Here is a 17,308-nt window from a genome sequence, read left to right as displayed (position 1 = left end):
GTCCATTCCGACTCGGGTCGTGCCCGACCGGACCCTTTGGCGCGTGGCACCTTCTTCGGTGAAATACACATGCACTAATAGGACAGAAAAGGAATGATGACCTGACCTCTGGCGGGCACTGCGGTGGACCCGGTGAAGACACAGAGCTCTGAGGCGCGACAAACCTTCGTGGGCAAACCACGAGCATGAGATAGGAGACCAGGCCCATGGACCTGATCGCACAGTTAGAGGCGGAACAAATCGCCGCCCTGGGGAAAGACATCCCCGACTTCAAAGCCGGTGACACCATCCGCGTCGGCTACAAGGTGACCGAAGGCACCCGCACCCGCGTGCAGAACTACGAAGGCGTCTGCATCGCCCGCAACAACGGCAACGGCATCGCCGGGTCGTTCACCGTTCGCAAGATTTCCTTTGGCGAAGGCGTGGAGCGTGTGTTCCCCCTTTACTCCACCAACATCGACAGCATCACCGTGGTCCGCCGCGGTCGCGTGCGTCGCGCCAAGCTCTACTACCTCCGCTCGCGCCGCGGCAAATCGGCCCGGATCGCGGAAGTCACCAACTACAAACCCAAGAAGTCCGAAGGAGCGGAAGCATGAAAGCCGACACGCATCCCGACTACCACATCATCGACGTCAAGATGACGGACGGCACCGTGGTTCAAATGAAATCGACCTGGGGCAAGGAAGGCGACCAACTGGCGCTCGACATCGACCCCTCCGTGCATCCCGCATGGACCGGCGGCACGTCGCGCCTGATGGACACCGGCGGCCGCGTGTCGAAGTTCAAGAACAAGTACGCTGGCCTTGGCTTCTAAAGCACGCCACCGCACAAAATTGCCAAAGGCCGCTCCAACCGGGGCGGCCTTTTTCTTTGGAATGCAGCCGGAGGGGCGGAACGTCACGCACTGTTGACGGAGTGTGTTCAGCTTACTGAACCGGTGCAGCAAGCGGGAGCGCAAGATTGATTCATACGTTACCTACGACTGACAAAATGTTGTCACACCGACACCAGAAGACGCGCCGAAGCCGCATACAGCGGCTTTTGCAATCGCCTTCGACGTAGCTTTGCTGCAAGCGGTCACGTCACATACACTTGGACACCGTGGCCTTTCACAACGAAACGACCAACGACAGTCAGTCTATTCAACGACGGCAAAGGGCTCCAAAACCTCGACCCGAATGTTTTGGATGCGGGCGAACCTCTCCGACGGGTCGTCGATGACAGCCCATGTATGACGGGTCTTGGCCGTCATCCACACGTCGTCCGGTCGGATACCGGTCCAGTCCAGATCAATGGTCAACTCGTACTGATTGTCCGCCAGATTGCGATAGGTGAAGTTGTGGACGTCATGGCGGCTGGCCGACACCGAAGATGCCGGACCTGCGACCCAGGCTGCAAAACCCTCGACATCCGTGATCGGACCGCTGCCGAAGTCGATGTCAAACTCGGGCGCGAGCACTTCGCGAAAGGGGGCCGCATCGCGGTTCGGATGTTCGACCATCGCCATCCAGTAGTGCACCAGGCTCAAAAGGCGGTTCTCTGCATAAAGGTCCCTGAACTCGCCTGCATCTACCGGCGCGTCGCTTTCTATCTCGATCCGCGTGAATAGGGGCAGCGGCGTGTCTGTTTGCTCCAGGTCCGCCTCGTAAGAGATGCCAAGCGCACGGACCGCGCCGCCCTCCAGCATCCCGACGTTCTGGTATGTGATCGTCGCAGACAAACCGAGTGTGCCGTCATCGCGAACCTCGACGGACGAGGATGTGAGGCTGTGGCTGTTCTGCCAGGTGGATGGGAGTTGTGAGACGGCAGCGGCATATGCCTCATGTCCCTCAGCCGTTCCATTGGCGGACACGATCGCCACATCTTCGGCGAGTATATCCAACTGGTTTTCGATCCCGACGCTGTCATTTTCATAATACTGATACCACCGATGCAGCTGCGCCATGGCACCGTGTTGCAGGTAGCTCTGGCGCACCTCTGTCTCCGTATGCAGCTCACCGGCCAGCACGAGCGTTCCCGAAGACACAAGGAGGAGCGGCACGAGAGGCAGTCGCGCTAGGAAATGTGGAAGTTTCAGCTGTCTGTCCCCCATGATGGAATGATCGGTCGACCAACGCATTTGGTTTCACGCCGAAAGCACCGCGCATGTGGAACGGCACGTTCGTCAGCACGATGCAGCACGCGCAAACACTAGCCCCGGCACAGGCGGTTGGAAAGAAAGGCCCGGACGCATCGAAACCGGATAAACGGCAGAAAGCCGCTTTGACATGGCCCACGGCAGCCCCCCCGCGCCAGGGACATTCAAATAGCCGATGTGGTCATCAATGCTGGCTGCAACACGATGCCACCCCCGGCTGCGCGAAACACTTGCGCGCGCGCGGAGTGACATGTCGGCCGGAGTGGCTTTGCACGTCACAGCAGACGGAGGCAACGTAACTATGCCTTACGTAGGGACGGCGAAGGTCGCCTTTGCTGGCGACAGGGCGGGCATCGGCACCGGCCCTGGTAGTTACGGTGCGGTGGGTATTAGCAGATTTGCTACGCTAGGGTCAGGCCCCATTGGTTTCGGTTTGGCTGCGTGATTCACGGTTCGAAAAAGAGCGGTGACCCTGTCTGACCTTTTCTGGCTGACCACTGCCCGGCAGTGCATTGCGCAGCAATGTCACGAGAGGGGGATGCGCAGATGGCGCGTCTTGAGCCCTTCTTCCGCAAGTCCCACGGCAAACCTTGTGTTGATGATCGGCGCGTGTTGAGTGGGATTGTCTTCATCAATCGCAATGGCTTGCGGTGGCGGGATGGCCCTGCGGCCTACGGTCCGCATAAGACGCTCTACAACCGCTGGAAACGGTGGAGGTGAATGTCAAACGCCACCGGTTCGAGTGCAGCCATGAACAGGGCATATTTGCCCGGATGATGGCCGGTCTGGCCGCGGAGCACGGCGAAGAGAAGACGGTGATGATCCCCTCTCGGGACATCACATGCGTGATGCGCCTGCCGGGCAATGGACCGCGGATACGACGCTGATTGGTTCCGGGAAGTGTTGAAAGACAAAGGGATACGCGCCTGCATCCCTGGCCGAAAGCGACGGAAGACAGTCGTGCGGTACGACAAGCGTCGCTACAGGCGACGCACCGCATTGAGATCATGTTCGGCAGACTGAAGGGCTGGCGGCGCGTGGCAACACGATACGACAGATGTCCCAAGGTGTTCCTATCAGCAAGCGCCCTGCCGGGACTCGTCATCTCGTGGCTATGAGGCCTGACACTAGGTCGAATATCTGAATTCGACTTGAAACAGGGGGAGATTCAGATTTTATACAACGCCTCTCATTTGAACAAGCGCAGCTCACCTTGAAGGAAGCGCATGTGCCCCTGCTGCAGCTTCTTGATATCGAAACCAATGCGAACGTCTTCGCGGAAGAGGAACCGTTCCCCGGTTGGGTGAACATTCGTCATGAACAGGCTTTGGGGCTGGCCTTGGGCTTGATAAACGATGCTCTCTTTCAGGCTGAAAACAGCCTGCTGCAAAGCGAATTGGCCTACTTGAATGCCGTCTCAGATCTGGACGAGAAGATGGGAACGACACTCGGCACGTGGGGCATCGACGTGGATCGGCTGTTTTCAGAGCGGTAAGCCGCCTGGGTCGAGAGGTTTCCACCGAAAAGCCAGCGCGCGTTTTGACCCTGCGGATCAGTTTCGAATGCAGCCCATTAATCCGGCATCTGTCATACGTATGGCTTCAACACTTGTTGCGTAAAGAGACGCCAAATCAGCGCCGCACTGTCAGCAATGCCCCGCTTGGCGTCCACCCGACAGCGAAGACATCCGCAAACTTGAGGAACGATCACAATTCCAATCAATCCGCCCAAACGCGCGTCACCCAAGCGCATGAATTGAAAAAAGACCCTCGCCACTCAAGCGAAAGCAAGACATCAGGTCATGTCACACGCTGCACGTCACAATCACCCAACGCCCGATACCGCACAGCGCACTTCAAACCGGCACGGCCCGCCCCCGCCTTGGGCGCAGCACTGGCACTCCTCACAGGTACAACGCGGCGACACCAGCGCCTGATAGAGCCGCGCAAAGACCGCCGCATGCCAATGACACAAACAGGTCTCGCTGCTCTCTCCCCGAATCAGCGGATTGTCCTTGATCTCGAAGGTCCACGCATTGGGCACACGCAGCCGCCCCGACCCTACAAACGTCCAGGCATGCTTTTCGATGGCGCGCGACAACAGCCGCGCCGACGGTGCCGGAGGCAGCGTGTGCAGCACCCATTGCGCAGGGCGGGGAATGCGGTGGCTCAGAATGTAATTCGCAGTCTCATACCCCGCGGCGGACGACAGGCAGGGGGCCAGATCCGGCTCTTCTTTGCGCAATTGCTGGTGCAGGCGCGCGGCGTCGCCTTCGGGGATCATGCAACTGCCATCCGGCACATCAAAAATACCTGCCGCCGCCAGCATCTGCGCGCGCCGCTCAGGCCCACCGATCCGGTCCAACAACGGCAACAATTGTAGGATCGCGTTCGGCCCGATCAGCCCCGCAGGACGCTGGGCATCCTCAGACATCCTCCATCTGCTGATCGCCGCCACCGCAGGCTTTGACCTGCGCCCCGTTCGGCATCTTCAGATCCTGCTTGCGCGCAATCGTCTGCGCCTTCACCGCCTCACGCCGCTCCTTGGCCCGTGCGGCCCGGTCGGCGCTGGCCTCCCAATCCTCCAACTGCGCTTCGGCCACTTGCCGAGTCTCATCGAAATGGAAATCCACAGTCTTCTTGGTCTGCGGCCCCCAATAGCCAGCCTTGCCCAGATCATAGAACGTGCGCTGGAACCCGGCCTTGAGGAAGGCATAGAGGCAGCCCAGCAGATACCGCCGCCGGAACCCGGTGCCGCGCCAGGGGTAATGAAACAGCGCCTTGCGGCTGTAAAACCGGCGATAATTGTTCATCACCCCGTCCAGCAGCTCGCCCCGCTCCATCGCGGCGGGTTTCATGATCGGGGTGACGAAGTTGTATTTTGAGAAGTCGTAAATCTCGACCTGATCCTTCAGCTCCTGAAACAGCGGGGTGAACGGCCAGGGCGTATACATCGACCAGTTCGCCAAATCCGGCTGCCAGTCCCACGCCATCTTGTAGGTTTCTTCCAGCGTCTCCGGCGTCTCGTTGTCCAGCCCCACGATAAACTGTGCCTCGACCAGAATATCCGCCTCGCGCAATAGCTTGATGGCGGTCTTGTTCTCTTCGACCTTGGTCTCCTTGTTGAACACGTCCAGTTTCATCTGCGCAGCCGCTTCGGTGCCAAGCGACACGTGGACGAGGCCAGCCTTGCGGTAGAATTTCAGTAAATCCTTGTCGCGGTAAATGTCGGTGACGCGCGTGTTGATGCCCCATTTCACACGGTCCGGCAGGCCCCGGTCGATCAGTTCCTGACAGAAAGCGACAAACTTCTTTTTGTTGATCGTGGGTTCTTCGTCGGCGAGGATAAAGAACCCAACGCCATGATTTTCAACCAGATCTTCGATCTCGTCCACCACGTCCTTGGGATCACGCACCCGGTAGTCGCGCCAGAACTTCCACTGGCTGCAGAAAGAACAGGTGAACGGACAGCCACGCGCAAGGTTCGGAATGGCGACGCGCGTGTTCAGCGGGATATAGATGTATTTGGCCCAATCCAGAACCGACCAATCCGGCTTGATCTTGCTCAGATCCTTGACTGTACTGGCGGCTTGGGTGGCAACAATCTTATCCCCATCCATAAAGGCGAGGCCGCGTATCTTCTTCCGTTCAGCGGGAAAGCGACCATCTTCGATGGCCAGCATCAGTTCGGTGCAGATCTCCTCTCCCTCGCCCCGTACGATCACGTCGATCCAGGGGGCTTCGGACAGCACCTGCTTGTACATAAAGGTCGCGTGCACCCCGCCCATGACGCGCACGGCGTCGGGCACCACGTCCTGCGCGATTTTCAGCACATCCTCGGCCCGGTAGATCGACGGCGTGATCGCCGTGACGCCAACCACGTCGGGCTTGATGGCCTCCATCCGCTGCGCCAGATCAGCATCGGTCAACTCATCCGTCATCGCGTCAATGAAATGGATGTCGTCAAAGCCCGCTTGTCGCAGATGCCCCGTCAGATAAGCGACCCACGCAGGCGGCCATGTGCCCGCAATCTCAGCCCCGCCGGAGCGATAATTCGGATGTACAAACAGAATGCGCATGTCAGCCCTCCATGTAAACTAAAGTTGACAGTCAAGCCGCCAACTTCATTGACATGGATCAAATGGGCTGAATGCAGCGCGTTTCCGCGACGCGCTGTTACCGAGGCAGCGCCGCCGCTTCTCGCGCCAGAGCCTCAATCCCGGCCCAATCGCCTGCCAGAACTTTGTCCTTCGGGGCCACCCAAGACCCTCCGGCGCACACGACGTTCGGCAAGCTGAGGTAGCTTTCCGCATTGGCCATGCTGACCCCACCGGTCGGGCAGAACGAAATCTGAGGCAGAGGCGCGCCAATGGCTTTGAGCGCAGGCGCGCCACCCGAGGCTTCGGCCGGGAAAAACTTGAGCATATCGTAGCCGCGCTCATACAGGCTCATCGCCTCGGACGCCGTAGCAGCGCCGGGCAACAGCGGCAGTTCCTCGGCCTCGCAGGCCGCAATCAATGCTTCGGTCGCGCCGGGCGACACACCGAACTGCGCGCCAGCCTCTTTCGCGGCCTTCACATCGTCCGGCGTCACCAACGTGCCAGCGCCAACGACACCGCCCTCAACCTTGGACATCGCCGCGATGACGTCCAGCGCGGCGTCCGTGCGCAAGGTCACCTCCAATGCGGGCAAACCGCCAGCAACCAACGCCTCGGCCAATGGCGCAGCATGGGCCACATCGTCCACCACCAGCACAGGCACAATCGGCGCCAATTCACAGATTTCACGGGCGCGCACGGCAGCGGCTTTGGCGGTCAGCATTCTTCAAAAGTCTCCAAAAACAGTCGCGCCGGTATTGGCGGACCCAACAGTATTGCGGAAGGCGTGGAACATGTCGCGCCCCACACCCCATTGGTTGTGCGAAAGATCGGCGGTCGCGTGCGGGCGGTCAAGCACCCCGTCGGTCAGCACCTTAAGCTCGCCCGACACCGCATCGACGCGGATCACGTCGCCATCCTGCACTTGCGCGATCACACCACCATCGAGCGCCTCAGGGCAGACATGGATGGCCGACGGCACCTTGCCCGATGCACCCGACATGCGCCCATCGGTGACCAGCGCCACCTTCTGCCCGCGCCCCTGCATGATGCCAAGGATCGGGGTCAGGCTGTGCAGTTCCGGCATACCGTTGGCCTTGGGCCCTTGGAAGCGCACGACGATGACAAAATCGCCCTCGTTGAACTCCCCCGCCTTGAACGCCGCCTTGACCTGATCCTGATCGTGGAACACCCGGGCTGGCGCTTCGACCACGCGATGTTCCGGCGCCACGGCAGACACTTTCATCACGCCCGTACCAAGATTGCCCACCAACCGGCTCAGCCCGCCCGTCTCTTGAAACGGATCTGCCGCAGGCCGCACGATTTTATCGTTCAGGCTCCTACCTGCGCCGGGCTGCCAGGTCAGTTCGCCGTCGATCAGCTTGGGCTCGTGCGTGTAGTTCTCCAGCCCCTCACCGGCGACCGTCTGCGTGTCGTCGTGCAACAGACCTGCTTTCAACAACTCTCCGATCATGAACCCAAGTCCACCCGCCGCATGGAAGTGGTTCACGTCGGCCAGACCGTTGGGATAGACCCGCGCGATCAGCGGCGTGACTTCGGACAGATCACAGAAATCCTCCCAATCCAGCACGATGCCGCCCGCGCGCGCCATGGCGATCAGGTGGATCAGGAGGTTGGTGGACCCACCCGTCGCGTTTAGCCCGACTATCCCGTTCACAAACGCCTTTTCATCAAGGATGTTGCACACCGGCGTGTAGTTGTTGCCCAGCGCCGACAAGGACAGGGCCCGCTTGGCCCCCTCGACCGTCAGCGCGTCACGTAAGGGCGTGTTCGGATTCACAAAGGATGAGCCGGGAAGGTGCAGCCCCATGAACTCCATCAACATTTGGTTGGTGTTGGCGGTGCCATAGAAGGTGCACGTACCGGGGCCGTGATAGGCCGCCATTTCCGAGGCAAGCAGTTCCTCCCGCGTCGCCTCTCCGGCCGCGAACCTCTGGCGCACCTTGGCCTTTTCGTCGTTCGACAGACCGCTGGTCATTGGACCGGCAGGCAAGAACACGGCAGGCATATGCCCAAAAGACTGCGCTGCGATGATCAGTCCCGGCACAATCTTGTCGCAGACACCCAAAAACACAGCGGCGTCAAAGACGTTGTGCGACAGCGCGACCCCCGTCGCCAGTGCAATCACATCACGGGAAAACAGGCTCAACTCCATGCCCGCCTCGCCCTGCGTGACGCCGTCGCACATCGCGGGCACACCCCCGGCAACCTGTGCCGTACCGCCCGACGCACGTATCGCATCCCGAATGAGCGTCGGGTAAGTCTCGAACGGCTGATGCGCCGACAGCATGTCATTATAGGCAGTCACAATGCCAAGGTTGCCGACGCTCGCCTCGGCCAGTCGCGACTGGTCAGGACCGGCGGCGGCAAAAGCATGGGCCTGCCCACTACACGACAGGTGCGCACGCGCAGGCCCTTGGGATTTGGCAGCCGCCATCCGGTCCAGATAACGCCGCCGTGTCGGTGCGCTGCGTTCAATCACGCGCTCGGTCACGCGCTGCAAAGTCGGGTGCAAGGGCATATCGCTCTCCTCGTTCCTCACTTCGTTTCATAGACATATAGGCGTGCAGGACGCCCGCGTTTGATCACCCTTTATGATAGCGCTAACAGAAAGGCAACGCGACATCCGCGCCACGTCGCCGCAGGAAAGTTGCAACGCCCGCTTTCAAAGGGGTGAAACACTACATATAGTGGCGCAAAATTCGCAAAGCGGATGTGCGGTTAGGGGGCAGTCATGGCGCATATCATCGTGGTCGGCAACGAAAAGGGCGGCGCCGGCAAATCGACCGTATCGATGCACGTGGCAACGGCTCTTGCGCGGGCCGGAAAGAAGGTCAGCGCGCTGGATCTGGACCTGCGACAGCGTACGTTTGGGCGGTACGTGGAAAACCGGGCGTCATTCCTCGCCTCCGCTGAAATCGACCTACCGTCACCCGACGTGCACGACCTGCCCGAGATTGACGCCGATGACCTCAAGCCGGGCGAAAACATCTATGACCACCGGCTGTCCGCCGCCGTCGCAACGCTGGAGCCGGACAACGACTTTATCCTGATCGACTGCCCCGGCTCGCACACCCGTCTCAGCCAGGTCGCCCACTCGCTGGCCGACACGCTGATCACGCCACTCAATGACAGCTTTGTCGACTTTGACCTTCTGGCCCGGATCGACTCCTCTGGCGATAAAATCCTGGGGCCCTCGGTCTATTCCGAAATGGTCTGGAACGCGCGGCAACTCAGGGCGCAAGCGGGCCTCAAACCCATCGACTGGATCGTGCTGCGCAACCGCATGGGCGCGCAACGCATGGTCAACAAGGAAAAGATGGAGCGCGCGATCAAAATGCTCGCCAAACGCATCGGCTTCCGCATTGCCCCCGGCTTTTCGGAACGTGTGATCTTTCGCGAGCTCTTCCCGCGCGGCCTGACCCTGCTCGACCTCAAGGACATCGGGGTCAAGCAACTCAATATCTCGAACGTGGCGGCCCGACAGGAACTGCGTGATCTGATTAAAGCGCTGAACCTGCCGGGGGTCGAGGTCGACTTCTGACCCGTACGGTTTGGCAACAGCTTACTTCCGCAGCGCAAGCCGCTCCAACAAGGCGCGCAGCATCGCCGCCTCTTGCACGGACATCCCTTCAATCAGCGCCGCATCGTACTCCGCAGCCGTCGCCTTGAGGTCCTGATACACCCGCTGACCGGCAGAGGTCAGCGTCAGGTACTCGACCCGTCGATCAACCTCGGCCCGCGTCCGTATCAGGTAGCGCCGTTCCGCCAACCGCTGCACAGCGCGGCTGATCTTGGTCTTGTGCATCTGCGCTCGCGCACCAATGTCGCTTGCCGTCATCTGCCCGTAGATCCCAAGATGAAACAGCACGCGCCATTCGTTGCGCAGCATCCCGTACTTGTCCTTATAGACCTTCTGAAACTCGAGGCTCGACGCTTCTGCCGCCTGGTTCAACAGGTAGGGCAGGAACTGCCGCACATCGAAATCATCGGTCTTGACCATGGCCGCCCGCTTGTTAGTTACAAACACAACTATTACATCTGAGACCAATTCCGCAAGGGAGGTGTCCATGAACCGCCAATCCGCTCCACACTCCATGATCCAGGCACCATCCGGCGCAGGCATCACCGAAGGGTACATGCCCGGCTTCGGCAACGATTTTGAGACAGAGGCACTGCCGGGCGCCCTGCCCGAAGGCATGAACTCACCGCAGAAATGCAATTATGGCCTTTATGGCGAACAACTCAGCGGCACCGCCTTCACCGATGTACGGCCCGAACGGACATGGTGCTACCGCATACGGCCGTCAGTGAAACACTCGGGGCGGTACGCGCGCATCGACCTGCCCTACTGGCACTCTGCCCCACACATCCCTCAGGATGTCACCAGCCTCGGCCAATACCGTTGGGATCCGGTGCCCCACACCGATCAGGACCTGACGTGGCTCACCGGCATGCGCACCATGACCACTGCCGGGGACGTGAACACCCAGGTCGGCATGGCCAGCCACATCTACCTTGTCACCGCCTCCATGCAGGACGCCTATTTCTACTCCGCCGACAGCGAAATGCTGGTGGTCCCACAAGAGGGACGGCTGCGCTTCTGCACCGAACTCGGCATCATCGACGTGGAGCCGCAAGAGATCGCGATCCTCCCCCGCGGCCTCGTCTACCGCGTCGAGGTGCTCGACGGCCCATGCCGCGGCTTTGTCTGCGAAAACTACGGGGCCAAGTTCGAACTGCCCGGGCGCGGCCCCATCGGCGCCAACTGCATGGCGAATCCGCGTGACTTCAAGGCGCCCGTCGCCGTCTTCGAGGATCGCGAGGTGACCTCAACCCTGACGATCAAGTGGTGCGGCCAGTTCCACGAGACGCAAATCGGCCATTCTCCGCTGGATGTGGTCGCCTGGCACGGCAACTACGCGCCGCTGAAATACGACCTGAAAACCTATTGCCCGGTGGGTGCGATCCTCTTTGACCACCCCGATCCGTCCATATTTACAGTGCTCACAGCCCCCTCGGGCCAGCCGGGCGTGGCCAATATCGACTTTGTCCTGTTCCGCGAACGCTGGATGGTGGCCGAAGACACGTTCCGCCCGCCATGGTATCACAAGAACATCATGTCAGAACTGATGGGCAATATTTACGGCCAATACGACGCGAAGCCCAAAGGCTTCGTGCCGGGCGGGATGAGCCTGCACAACATGATGCTGCCGCACGGGCCGGACAAAACCGCGTTCGAAGGGGCCTCGAACGCAGACCTGCACCCACAGAAGCTCGACAACACCATGTCGTTCATGTTCGAAACCCGTTTCCCGCAGCACCTGACGCAATTCGCGGCGAAGGAAGCGCCGCTGCAGGACGATTACATCGACTGCTGGACAGACATCGAAAAGAAATTCGACGGGAGCCCGGGCAAGAAATGATGGTTTATCTTGGATATCTCATGGGCGCGATCATCGTCTTCGCGCTGGGTTTCATCCTCTGGGTCTGGTGGCAGAAATTCGTGAACAATCGCCCCGACCGCTATGGCAAGGGGCCGGGTCACGACCTGCGCGGGGCAGAACGTGGGCAATGGCACCGCACGGACAAGACGTGACGGAGTTCATCTCCTCCATTTCATGGGCCGGCTGGCTGTTAATTGCCCTGAGTGCATTCACAGTCTGGCAACTGCCAGCCATCATCCGACAGCGGCGCAACCATCCCGCGGACAACCGCAAGATACAGCCCGGAGAAGACCCGCCAACCCACGGCAATGGGTGGTACTGAAGCCCGAAGAAAGACCAAATGCCCCTTACGCCCTCCTGGCTCGACAGCGCCAACAGCCCCGACACCGACTTCCCCCTCAACAACCTGCCCTACGGCGTGTTTTCCACCGACACGCTCGGTTCGCGCTGCGGCGTCGCCATCGGCAACATGATCCTCGACGTCACCACCGCCGAAGCGCAGGGCATCATCGATCTGACCGATGAACCACTTTTCGAGCTGCCCTTCTGGAACGACCTGATGGAGCAAGGCCCCGCCGTCTGGACCGCCCTGCGCAATCGCCTGACGGCCCTGCTGGCGAAAGGTTCCAAAGATCAGGCGCTGCTCGAACCGCTGCTCGTCCCCCTCGCCGACGCCACACTGCACATGCCCTTCGTCGTCTCCGAATTCACCGACTTCTACGCAGGCCGCCACCACGCCACCAATGTCGGCACCATGTTCCGCGGCCCCGAAAACGCGCTGCCGCCCAACTGGTTGCACATGCCCATCGGCTACAACGGCCGCGCATCGTCCGTCGTGGTCTCCGGCACCGACATCCGCCGCCCATGGGGCCAACTCAAATCGCCCGATCACGACACACCCGCCTTCTTGCCCTCCCGCCGCTTCGACATGGAGCTTGAGATGGGCGCCATCGTCGGCATGGCGTCAGACGGCCCCCTGACGGTAGATCAGGCAGAAGCCGCCATCTTCGGCTACGTCCTTCTGAACGACTGGTCCGCGCGCGACATCCAGGCCTGGGAATATCAACCACTCGGCCCGTTCCAGGCCAAGGCCACCGCCACCTCGATCAGCCCGTGGATCGTGACCAAGGCCGCACTTGAGCCCTTCCGCGTCCCCACGCCAAAACGCGAGGTGGAACTGCTCGACCACCTCAAGGACACCGGCCCGATGCTCTACGACATCGACCTGACAGCCAGCCTCGCACCGGAAAGCAAGCACGCCACCACAATCACCCGCACCAACTACCGCGAGATGTACTACTCCGCCGCCCAGCAACTGGCGCATCACAGCACCTCGGGCTGCCCCATGAACGTCGGCGATCTTCTGGGCTCCGGCACCATCTCCGGACCGACCAAACCCGAACGCGGCAGCCTCCTGGAACTCAGCTGGGGCGGCAAGGAACCCATCACACTCGACACAGGCCAAACACGCACCTTCCTCGAAGACGGTGACGCGGTCACGCTTGCAGGCCACGCACAGGGCGAAGGCTACCGCATTGGATTTGGCACCTGCGCCGGAACCATACGCCCCGCCTTGAAAAACCCGTACAAACGCTAACGTCTTCCCTGTTTCAAAAAATCCCGGGGTCTGGGGCAGAGCCCCAGTCCAACAGGCACAAGGCGCACCAACATGTCCAACAAACAAACGCCCAACAAATTCGGGCCCACCCGGAGCGACCTGATGTTCCGCTTCTGGTTCTCAGTCGCTGGGCTCGCCATGCTGACCGGCGCTCTGATCTTCCGTGGCATGCCGCAGGGACCGGCCGGATGGGAAGCCATTGGCCTCGCCGCCATTTTCTTCGGCGGCACTTTCGGCTGGACACTCTGGAAACTGCTCCGCCGCGACCACGACTAGGGGGCAGCGGCCCACACCTCAACCTCGACCGTAAACTCCGGACGGGTAAAGCCCGACACAATCATCAGCGTCGAGCTGGGCAACACCTCGCGCCCGGCCAGAAACGCATCCCGCGCCTCCATATATCCGGCCATATGGCTGCGGTCGGTCACATAGGCGCTGACATGGCACACATCCTGCGCGCCCATCCCCGCCTCGGCCAGAATGGCAGCGATGTTGGCGAAACAAATGTCCGCCTGTGCCCGTGTCTCCGCAGGGACAGTGCCATCCCCCGCCAGCCCCAATTGGCCCGACGTCCGAACCATACGCCACCCGGCGGGCACCTCGACTCCATGGGAATAGCGGGCAAAGGGCGGGGCGATGGTCGGCGGAGCAAGGGCTTTCATGACCACCACTCTTGCGTGCGTCGGTGAAATTTGAAACCCTGCTTTCACAACGCTGGCACGAAATTCTTCTCAAGGGCCGCTGACATCCACTTCCAGAATGGGAGAGACTGACGGACATGCGGCTCATCTGCCTGCGCACAGGGCACCACGCACGACCCTCTGGCCAAAGCGGCCCGATCCCCGGACACCGCGCGTGACCATCCTCGTCCCACTCTCGCTGATCTCGGACCCGACAGCATTTGGCGGCGTCACTCGTGGGGACTGCCTGCACGGCGCGCCCGTGATCAACAATGGCAAATTGTCCGGCCTTGCGCCGCCTACGGGCGCGCCCGAACGCATGGTGCTGCCCCGGCTGGTCGAACCGCATTGCCACCTCGACAAATGCCACACGATCAACCGGCTGGGCCAGGTGGGCGGCGACCTGCATCACGCCATCGCGCGCCAGCACGAAGACAAGATTCACTGGGACGAAGACGACCTGCGCCACCGCGCCACCAAGGGGCTGACCGAGGCGCAGGACAACGGATGCGGGCTGATCCGCAGCCACGTGGACTGGGGCAACGAACCGGCTCCGCCGCTCGCGTGGTCCGTGCTGGTGGAACTGGCAGAGGATCACCCGAACCTGCAACTCGCCGCCCTGACCGGGATCGAGATGTGGAGCTACCCCGAGTTTGCCCAGACCGTCGGCAACGTCCTGCGCCTGACCGACGGCGTTGCGGGCGCGTTTCTCTACGACGACCCGCGAACGCAGGCGGGGCTCCGCGCGATCTTTGCGACCGCCATGGCGCATGGCCTGATGTTGGATTTTCACGTGGACGAAGGGCTCGGTGATCTCAATGGGCTTGAGATGATTGCAGACATTGCGCTTGAGACGGGCTTTGACCGCCCGATCCTGTGCGGGCACTGCGTCAGCCTGATGGACCGCGGCCCCAGTGACGTGGCCCGCATCGCGGACAAGCTGGCAAAGGCCGGGATCACGGTCTGCACGTTGCCGGTGACAAACCTGTATCTGCAGGGGCGCACCGATGGCACACCGGACCGGCGCGGGATCACCCGGCTGCATGAGTTACGAGCGGCAGGCGTGCCTGTCGTGGTCGGGTCCGACAATGTGGCCGATGGGTTCTGCCCTTTGGGCGCACATGATCCCCGCGCAGCCCTTGCGCTGGCCTGCGTCACCGCGCATCTCGACCCGCCATTGGGCGATTGGCTGCCCAGCATCACCACCGACGCGGCAAAGGCTCTGGGTGCTCCGACCATCACGGTAGATTGCGCCGACCTGTCCCAGCTTCTGGTCTGTGATGTCACGCACACGGCAGATTTCGTCGCCGGGCGCGCACCCATGCGGTCCGCATCAGAAGAGCTGAGCAGCGCGCCATAGGGCGTATCTAAACCTCCTAATGGCGCAAACCCGCAAAAAATCAGGGGATCGGTCTAGTATTCATTATCCTGCAACTCCGGGCCACGGGGTTGACGCCATGCGCCTGATCGTTTGAACTCCGGGCGTCTCCCGCCACGGGATGGCGACAAAAAACGCAGGTCAACTGCAACACCGAAAAGGTCGGGCACTCACCCTGACCCATGAGGGCGCAAACACATGTTTGCGACGCCAACAGAGAGGAAGAACATGACATTCACAACCCGCACCGGCAAGCCGCTGCCACAGGCCATCGTGGCCTCGGCGGCCAAGGTCGGCGACGATCCGATCAACCGCCGCGAGTTTCTGGCGACAGCCAGCAGCTTCGGCGCCACAGCCGCAGTCGCCTACGGCATGCTGGGCCTCAGCGCCCCCGCCGCCAAGGCCGCAGGCCACAAGGACGGCGGCACGCTCCGCTACCAAACCGAGGTCCGCGCACTCAAGGACCCCCGCACATATGACTGGTCACAAATCGCCAACTTCTCGCGCGGCTGGCTGGAATACCTCGTCACCTATGAAAACGACGGCACCTTCCAGCCCTCGCTGCTGGAAAGTTGGGAAATCAACGACGACGCCACCGTCTACACCCTCAACGTCCGCAAGGGCGTGAAGTGGAACAACGGCGACGACTTCACTGCCGAGGACGTGGCCCGCAACATCGCAGGCTGGTGTGAAAAGGACCTCGAAGGCAACTCGATGGCCGGTCGTTTCAACACGCTGATCGACCCGGACACCAATCAGGCCATCGAGGGCGCGATCGAAGTGGTGGACAGCCATACGATCAAACTGAACCTGCCCGCCTCCGACATCTCGCTGATCGCAGGCATGGCGGACTACCCGGCCGCCATCGTGCACAGCAGCTACACAGCGGACACAGCGCTCAGCAACCCCATCGGCACCGGCCCCTACCTGCCGGAATCGCTCGAAGTGGGCGTGAAGGGCGTGCTGGTCAAGAATGCCGATCACACGTGGTGGGGCACGGAAGTCGCGGGCGGCCCCTACATGGACCGCATCGAATATATCGACTACGGCACCGACCCGGCGGCATGGATGGCCGCATCGGAAGCGGATGAAGTCGACATGAACTACTCGGTCGACGGCGACTTCGTGGATCTCATCGCCTCCATCGACGGCATGGTGCAGAACGACATCGTGACCGCCGCCACCATCGTCATCCGGCCCAACCAGCTGGCCGAAGTTGACGGCAAACGCCCCTACGAAGACGAGCGTGTACGCCGCGCGATCTCGATGGCGGTCGACAACAACATCCTGCTCGAACTGGGCATCGGTGGGCGCGGCGAAGTGGCCGAAAACCACCACGTCGCCCCGTTCCACCCGGAATACGCCGAACTGCCCGCCCTGCCACACGACCCCGCAGGCGCCAAGGCCCTGATGGACGAAGCAGGCATGGGCGACTTCGAGCACGAGCTGATCTCGATCGACGATGGCTACCGCAAGGACACCACCGACGCGGTCGCAGCCCAGCTGCGTGACGCGGGCATCCCCGTCAAGCGGACGGTCCTGCCCGGCTCGACCTTCTGGAACGACTGGGCGAAATACCCGTTCAGCTCCACCAACTGGAACCACCGCCCGCTCGGCGTCCAGATCTGGGCGCTCGCCTACCGCTCGGGCGAGGCGTGGAACGAGTTCGGCTGGTCCAGCCCCGAGTTCGACGAGAACCTCAAGAAAGCGCTGGCGACAGCAGACGTGGAAGAACGCCGCAAGCTGATGGCCATCGGCCAGAAGATGATCCAGGACGCAGGCGTCACAATCCAGCCCTACTGGCGGTCGCTGACCAACCACACCAAGGAAGGTCTGGTGGGTGGCGAACACCACATCACCTACGAATTCCGCCCGGCCCAGGTCGCCTGGACCTGATCACCTGATCGGAAACGAACAGAAAGGGCCGCCAT

17 protein-coding genes and 1 pseudogene are annotated in these 17,308 nt (G+C 61.4%); 11 read left to right on the top strand and 7 right to left on the bottom strand.

The window, feature by feature from the left end; translation table 11 throughout:
• Window positions 1-206 precede the first annotated feature (206 nt).
• Both rplS and rpmE read left to right on the top strand, forming a co-directional pair.
• A complete protein-coding gene (gene rplS / locus RA29_RS01190) occupies window positions 207-596 on the top strand; it encodes a 50S ribosomal protein L19 (protein WP_039682117.1) in 390 nt (129 codons plus the stop codon).
• Window positions 593-814, top strand: coding sequence for a 50S ribosomal protein L31 (gene rpmE, locus RA29_RS01185; RefSeq protein ID WP_039682115.1), 222 nt, complete (start codon window positions 593-595; stop codon window positions 812-814). Before rplS ends, rpmE begins: the two co-directional genes overlap by 4 nt.
• Window positions 815-1,138: 324 nt before the next feature.
• Here the strand turns inward: rpmE and RA29_RS01180 are convergent, their stop codons facing one another.
• Complete coding sequence (locus RA29_RS01180; RefSeq protein WP_039682114.1) at window positions 1,139-2,041, bottom strand: hypothetical protein; 903 nt, start codon at window positions 2,039-2,041, stop codon at window positions 1,139-1,141.
• Window positions 2,042-2,659: 618 nt separating this feature from the next.
• On the opposite strand from RA29_RS01180, the pseudogene RA29_RS22240 reads away from it, so the two are divergent.
• Together RA29_RS22240 and RA29_RS01175 are read left to right on the top strand one after the other, a co-directional pair.
• Window positions 2,660-3,255, top strand: a pseudogene (locus RA29_RS22240) (transposase).
• A 110-nt stretch (window positions 3,256-3,365) separates the two neighbouring features.
• Window positions 3,366-3,632: a hypothetical protein gene (locus RA29_RS01175; RefSeq protein ID WP_152612885.1), complete on the top strand. Its 267-nt coding sequence runs from the start codon at window positions 3,366-3,368 to the stop codon at window positions 3,630-3,632.
• Window positions 3,633-3,961: 329 nt separating this feature from the next.
• Here the strand turns inward: RA29_RS01175 and bchJ are convergent, their stop codons facing one another.
• The 4 genes from bchJ to edd all read right to left on the bottom strand — a co-directional run bounded on the left by bchJ (window position 3,962) and on the right by edd (window position 8,775).
• Complete coding sequence (gene bchJ, locus RA29_RS01170) at window positions 3,962-4,570, bottom strand: bacteriochlorophyll 4-vinyl reductase (protein WP_039682111.1); 609 nt, start codon at window positions 4,568-4,570, stop codon at window positions 3,962-3,964.
• Entirely contained in the window at window positions 4,563-6,215 is a 1,653-nt protein-coding gene (gene bchE / locus RA29_RS01165; RefSeq protein WP_039682109.1) for a magnesium-protoporphyrin IX monomethyl ester anaerobic oxidative cyclase, read from the bottom strand. The genes bchJ and bchE overlap by 8 nt, the downstream gene beginning before the upstream one ends.
• Window positions 6,216-6,312: 97 nt before the next feature.
• Complete coding sequence (gene eda / locus RA29_RS01160) at window positions 6,313-6,957, bottom strand: bifunctional 4-hydroxy-2-oxoglutarate aldolase/2-dehydro-3-deoxy-phosphogluconate aldolase (RefSeq protein ID WP_039682107.1); 645 nt, start codon at window positions 6,955-6,957, stop codon at window positions 6,313-6,315.
• Window positions 6,958-6,960: 3 nt separating this feature from the next.
• Window positions 6,961-8,775, bottom strand: coding sequence for a phosphogluconate dehydratase (gene edd / locus RA29_RS01155; RefSeq protein WP_039682105.1), 1,815 nt, complete (start codon window positions 8,773-8,775; stop codon window positions 6,961-6,963).
• 213 nt (window positions 8,776-8,988) lie between these two features.
• Between edd and RA29_RS01150 the strand changes: the two genes are divergently transcribed.
• Complete coding sequence (locus RA29_RS01150; protein WP_039682103.1) at window positions 8,989-9,798, top strand: division plane positioning ATPase MipZ; 810 nt, start codon at window positions 8,989-8,991, stop codon at window positions 9,796-9,798.
• A 21-nt stretch (window positions 9,799-9,819) separates the two neighbouring features.
• Here the strand turns inward: RA29_RS01150 and RA29_RS01145 are convergent, their stop codons facing one another.
• The gene (locus RA29_RS01145; RefSeq protein ID WP_039682101.1) at window positions 9,820-10,257 is read right to left on the bottom strand and encodes a MarR family transcriptional regulator; all 438 of its coding nucleotides are present in this window, start codon (window positions 10,255-10,257) and stop codon (window positions 9,820-9,822) included.
• Between the two features lie 67 nt (window positions 10,258-10,324).
• Between RA29_RS01145 and hmgA the strand changes: the two genes are divergently transcribed.
• The 4 genes from hmgA to RA29_RS01130 all read left to right on the top strand — a co-directional run bounded on the left by hmgA (window position 10,325) and on the right by RA29_RS01130 (window position 13,595).
• Window positions 10,325-11,680, top strand: a complete 1,356-nt coding sequence (gene hmgA, locus RA29_RS01140) for a homogentisate 1,2-dioxygenase (protein WP_039682099.1) — start codon at window positions 10,325-10,327, stop codon at window positions 11,678-11,680.
• Complete coding sequence (locus tag RA29_RS23100) at window positions 11,677-11,853, top strand: hypothetical protein (RefSeq protein ID WP_193743433.1); 177 nt, start codon at window positions 11,677-11,679, stop codon at window positions 11,851-11,853. The genes hmgA and RA29_RS23100 overlap by 4 nt, the downstream gene beginning before the upstream one ends.
• A gap of 188 nt (window positions 11,854-12,041) precedes the next feature.
• Window positions 12,042-13,298 (top strand): fumarylacetoacetase, encoded by a 1,257-nt coding sequence (gene fahA, locus RA29_RS01135; protein WP_039682097.1) that lies wholly within the window; start codon window positions 12,042-12,044, stop codon window positions 13,296-13,298.
• Window positions 13,299-13,370: 72 nt separating this feature from the next.
• Entirely contained in the window at window positions 13,371-13,595 is a 225-nt protein-coding gene (locus RA29_RS01130) for a hypothetical protein (RefSeq protein ID WP_039682095.1), read from the top strand.
• On the opposite strand, the gene RA29_RS01125 is transcribed toward RA29_RS01130, so the two are convergent.
• Window positions 13,592-13,981 (bottom strand): RidA family protein, encoded by a 390-nt coding sequence (locus RA29_RS01125; RefSeq protein WP_039682093.1) that lies wholly within the window; start codon window positions 13,979-13,981, stop codon window positions 13,592-13,594. The genes RA29_RS01130 and RA29_RS01125 overlap by 4 nt on opposite strands.
• A gap of 193 nt (window positions 13,982-14,174) precedes the next feature.
• On the opposite strand from RA29_RS01125, the gene RA29_RS01120 reads away from it, so the two are divergent.
• Both RA29_RS01120 and RA29_RS01115 read left to right on the top strand, forming a co-directional pair.
• Window positions 14,175-15,359, top strand: a complete 1,185-nt coding sequence (locus tag RA29_RS01120) for an amidohydrolase family protein (RefSeq protein WP_039682091.1) — start codon at window positions 14,175-14,177, stop codon at window positions 15,357-15,359.
• A gap of 246 nt (window positions 15,360-15,605) precedes the next feature.
• Window positions 15,606-17,273 (top strand): ABC transporter substrate-binding protein, encoded by a 1,668-nt coding sequence (locus RA29_RS01115; RefSeq protein WP_039682089.1) that lies wholly within the window; start codon window positions 15,606-15,608, stop codon window positions 17,271-17,273.
• Window positions 17,274-17,308 lie beyond the last annotated feature (35 nt).

This window comes from Tateyamaria sp. ANG-S1 (assembly GCF_000814025.1).
GTDB lineage: Bacteria > Pseudomonadota > Alphaproteobacteria > Rhodobacterales > Rhodobacteraceae > Tateyamaria.
The sequence above is the reverse complement of the archived record's forward strand: the minus strand, read 5'-3'. Positions and strand labels throughout refer to the sequence as shown.

Bases quoted from the DNA above. Each gene is read 5' to 3' on its own strand.
- bchJ (WP_039682111.1), bottom strand. From the start codon at position 4,570: ATGTCTGAGGATGCCCAGCGTCCTGCGGGGCTGATCGGGCCGAACGCG.
- eda (WP_039682107.1), bottom strand. From the start codon at position 6,957: ATGCTGACCGCCAAAGCCGCTGCCGTGCGCGCCCGTGAAATCTGTGAA.
- RA29_RS01145 (WP_039682101.1), bottom strand. From the start codon at position 10,257: ATGGTCAAGACCGATGATTTCGATGTGCGGCAGTTCCTGCCCTACCTG.
- RA29_RS01125 (WP_039682093.1), bottom strand. From the start codon at position 13,981: ATGAAAGCCCTTGCTCCGCCGACCATCGCCCCGCCCTTTGCCCGCTAT.
- rplS (WP_039682117.1), top strand. From the start codon at position 207: ATGGACCTGATCGCACAGTTAGAGGCGGAACAAATCGCCGCCCTGGGG.
- edd (WP_039682105.1), bottom strand. From the start codon at position 8,775: ATGCCCTTGCACCCGACTTTGCAGCGCGTGACCGAGCGCGTGATTGAA.
- fahA (WP_039682097.1), top strand. From the start codon at position 12,042: ATGCCCCTTACGCCCTCCTGGCTCGACAGCGCCAACAGCCCCGACACC.
- bchE (WP_039682109.1), bottom strand. From the start codon at position 6,215: ATGCGCATTCTGTTTGTACATCCGAATTATCGCTCCGGCGGGGCTGAG.
- RA29_RS01115 (WP_039682089.1), top strand. From the start codon at position 15,606: ATGACATTCACAACCCGCACCGGCAAGCCGCTGCCACAGGCCATCGTG.
- RA29_RS01150 (WP_039682103.1), top strand. From the start codon at position 8,989: ATGGCGCATATCATCGTGGTCGGCAACGAAAAGGGCGGCGCCGGCAAA.
- hmgA (WP_039682099.1), top strand. From the start codon at position 10,325: ATGAACCGCCAATCCGCTCCACACTCCATGATCCAGGCACCATCCGGC.
- RA29_RS23100 (WP_193743433.1), top strand. From the start codon at position 11,677: ATGATGGTTTATCTTGGATATCTCATGGGCGCGATCATCGTCTTCGCG.
- RA29_RS01130 (WP_039682095.1), top strand. From the start codon at position 13,371: ATGTCCAACAAACAAACGCCCAACAAATTCGGGCCCACCCGGAGCGAC.
- rpmE (WP_039682115.1), top strand. From the start codon at position 593: ATGAAAGCCGACACGCATCCCGACTACCACATCATCGACGTCAAGATG.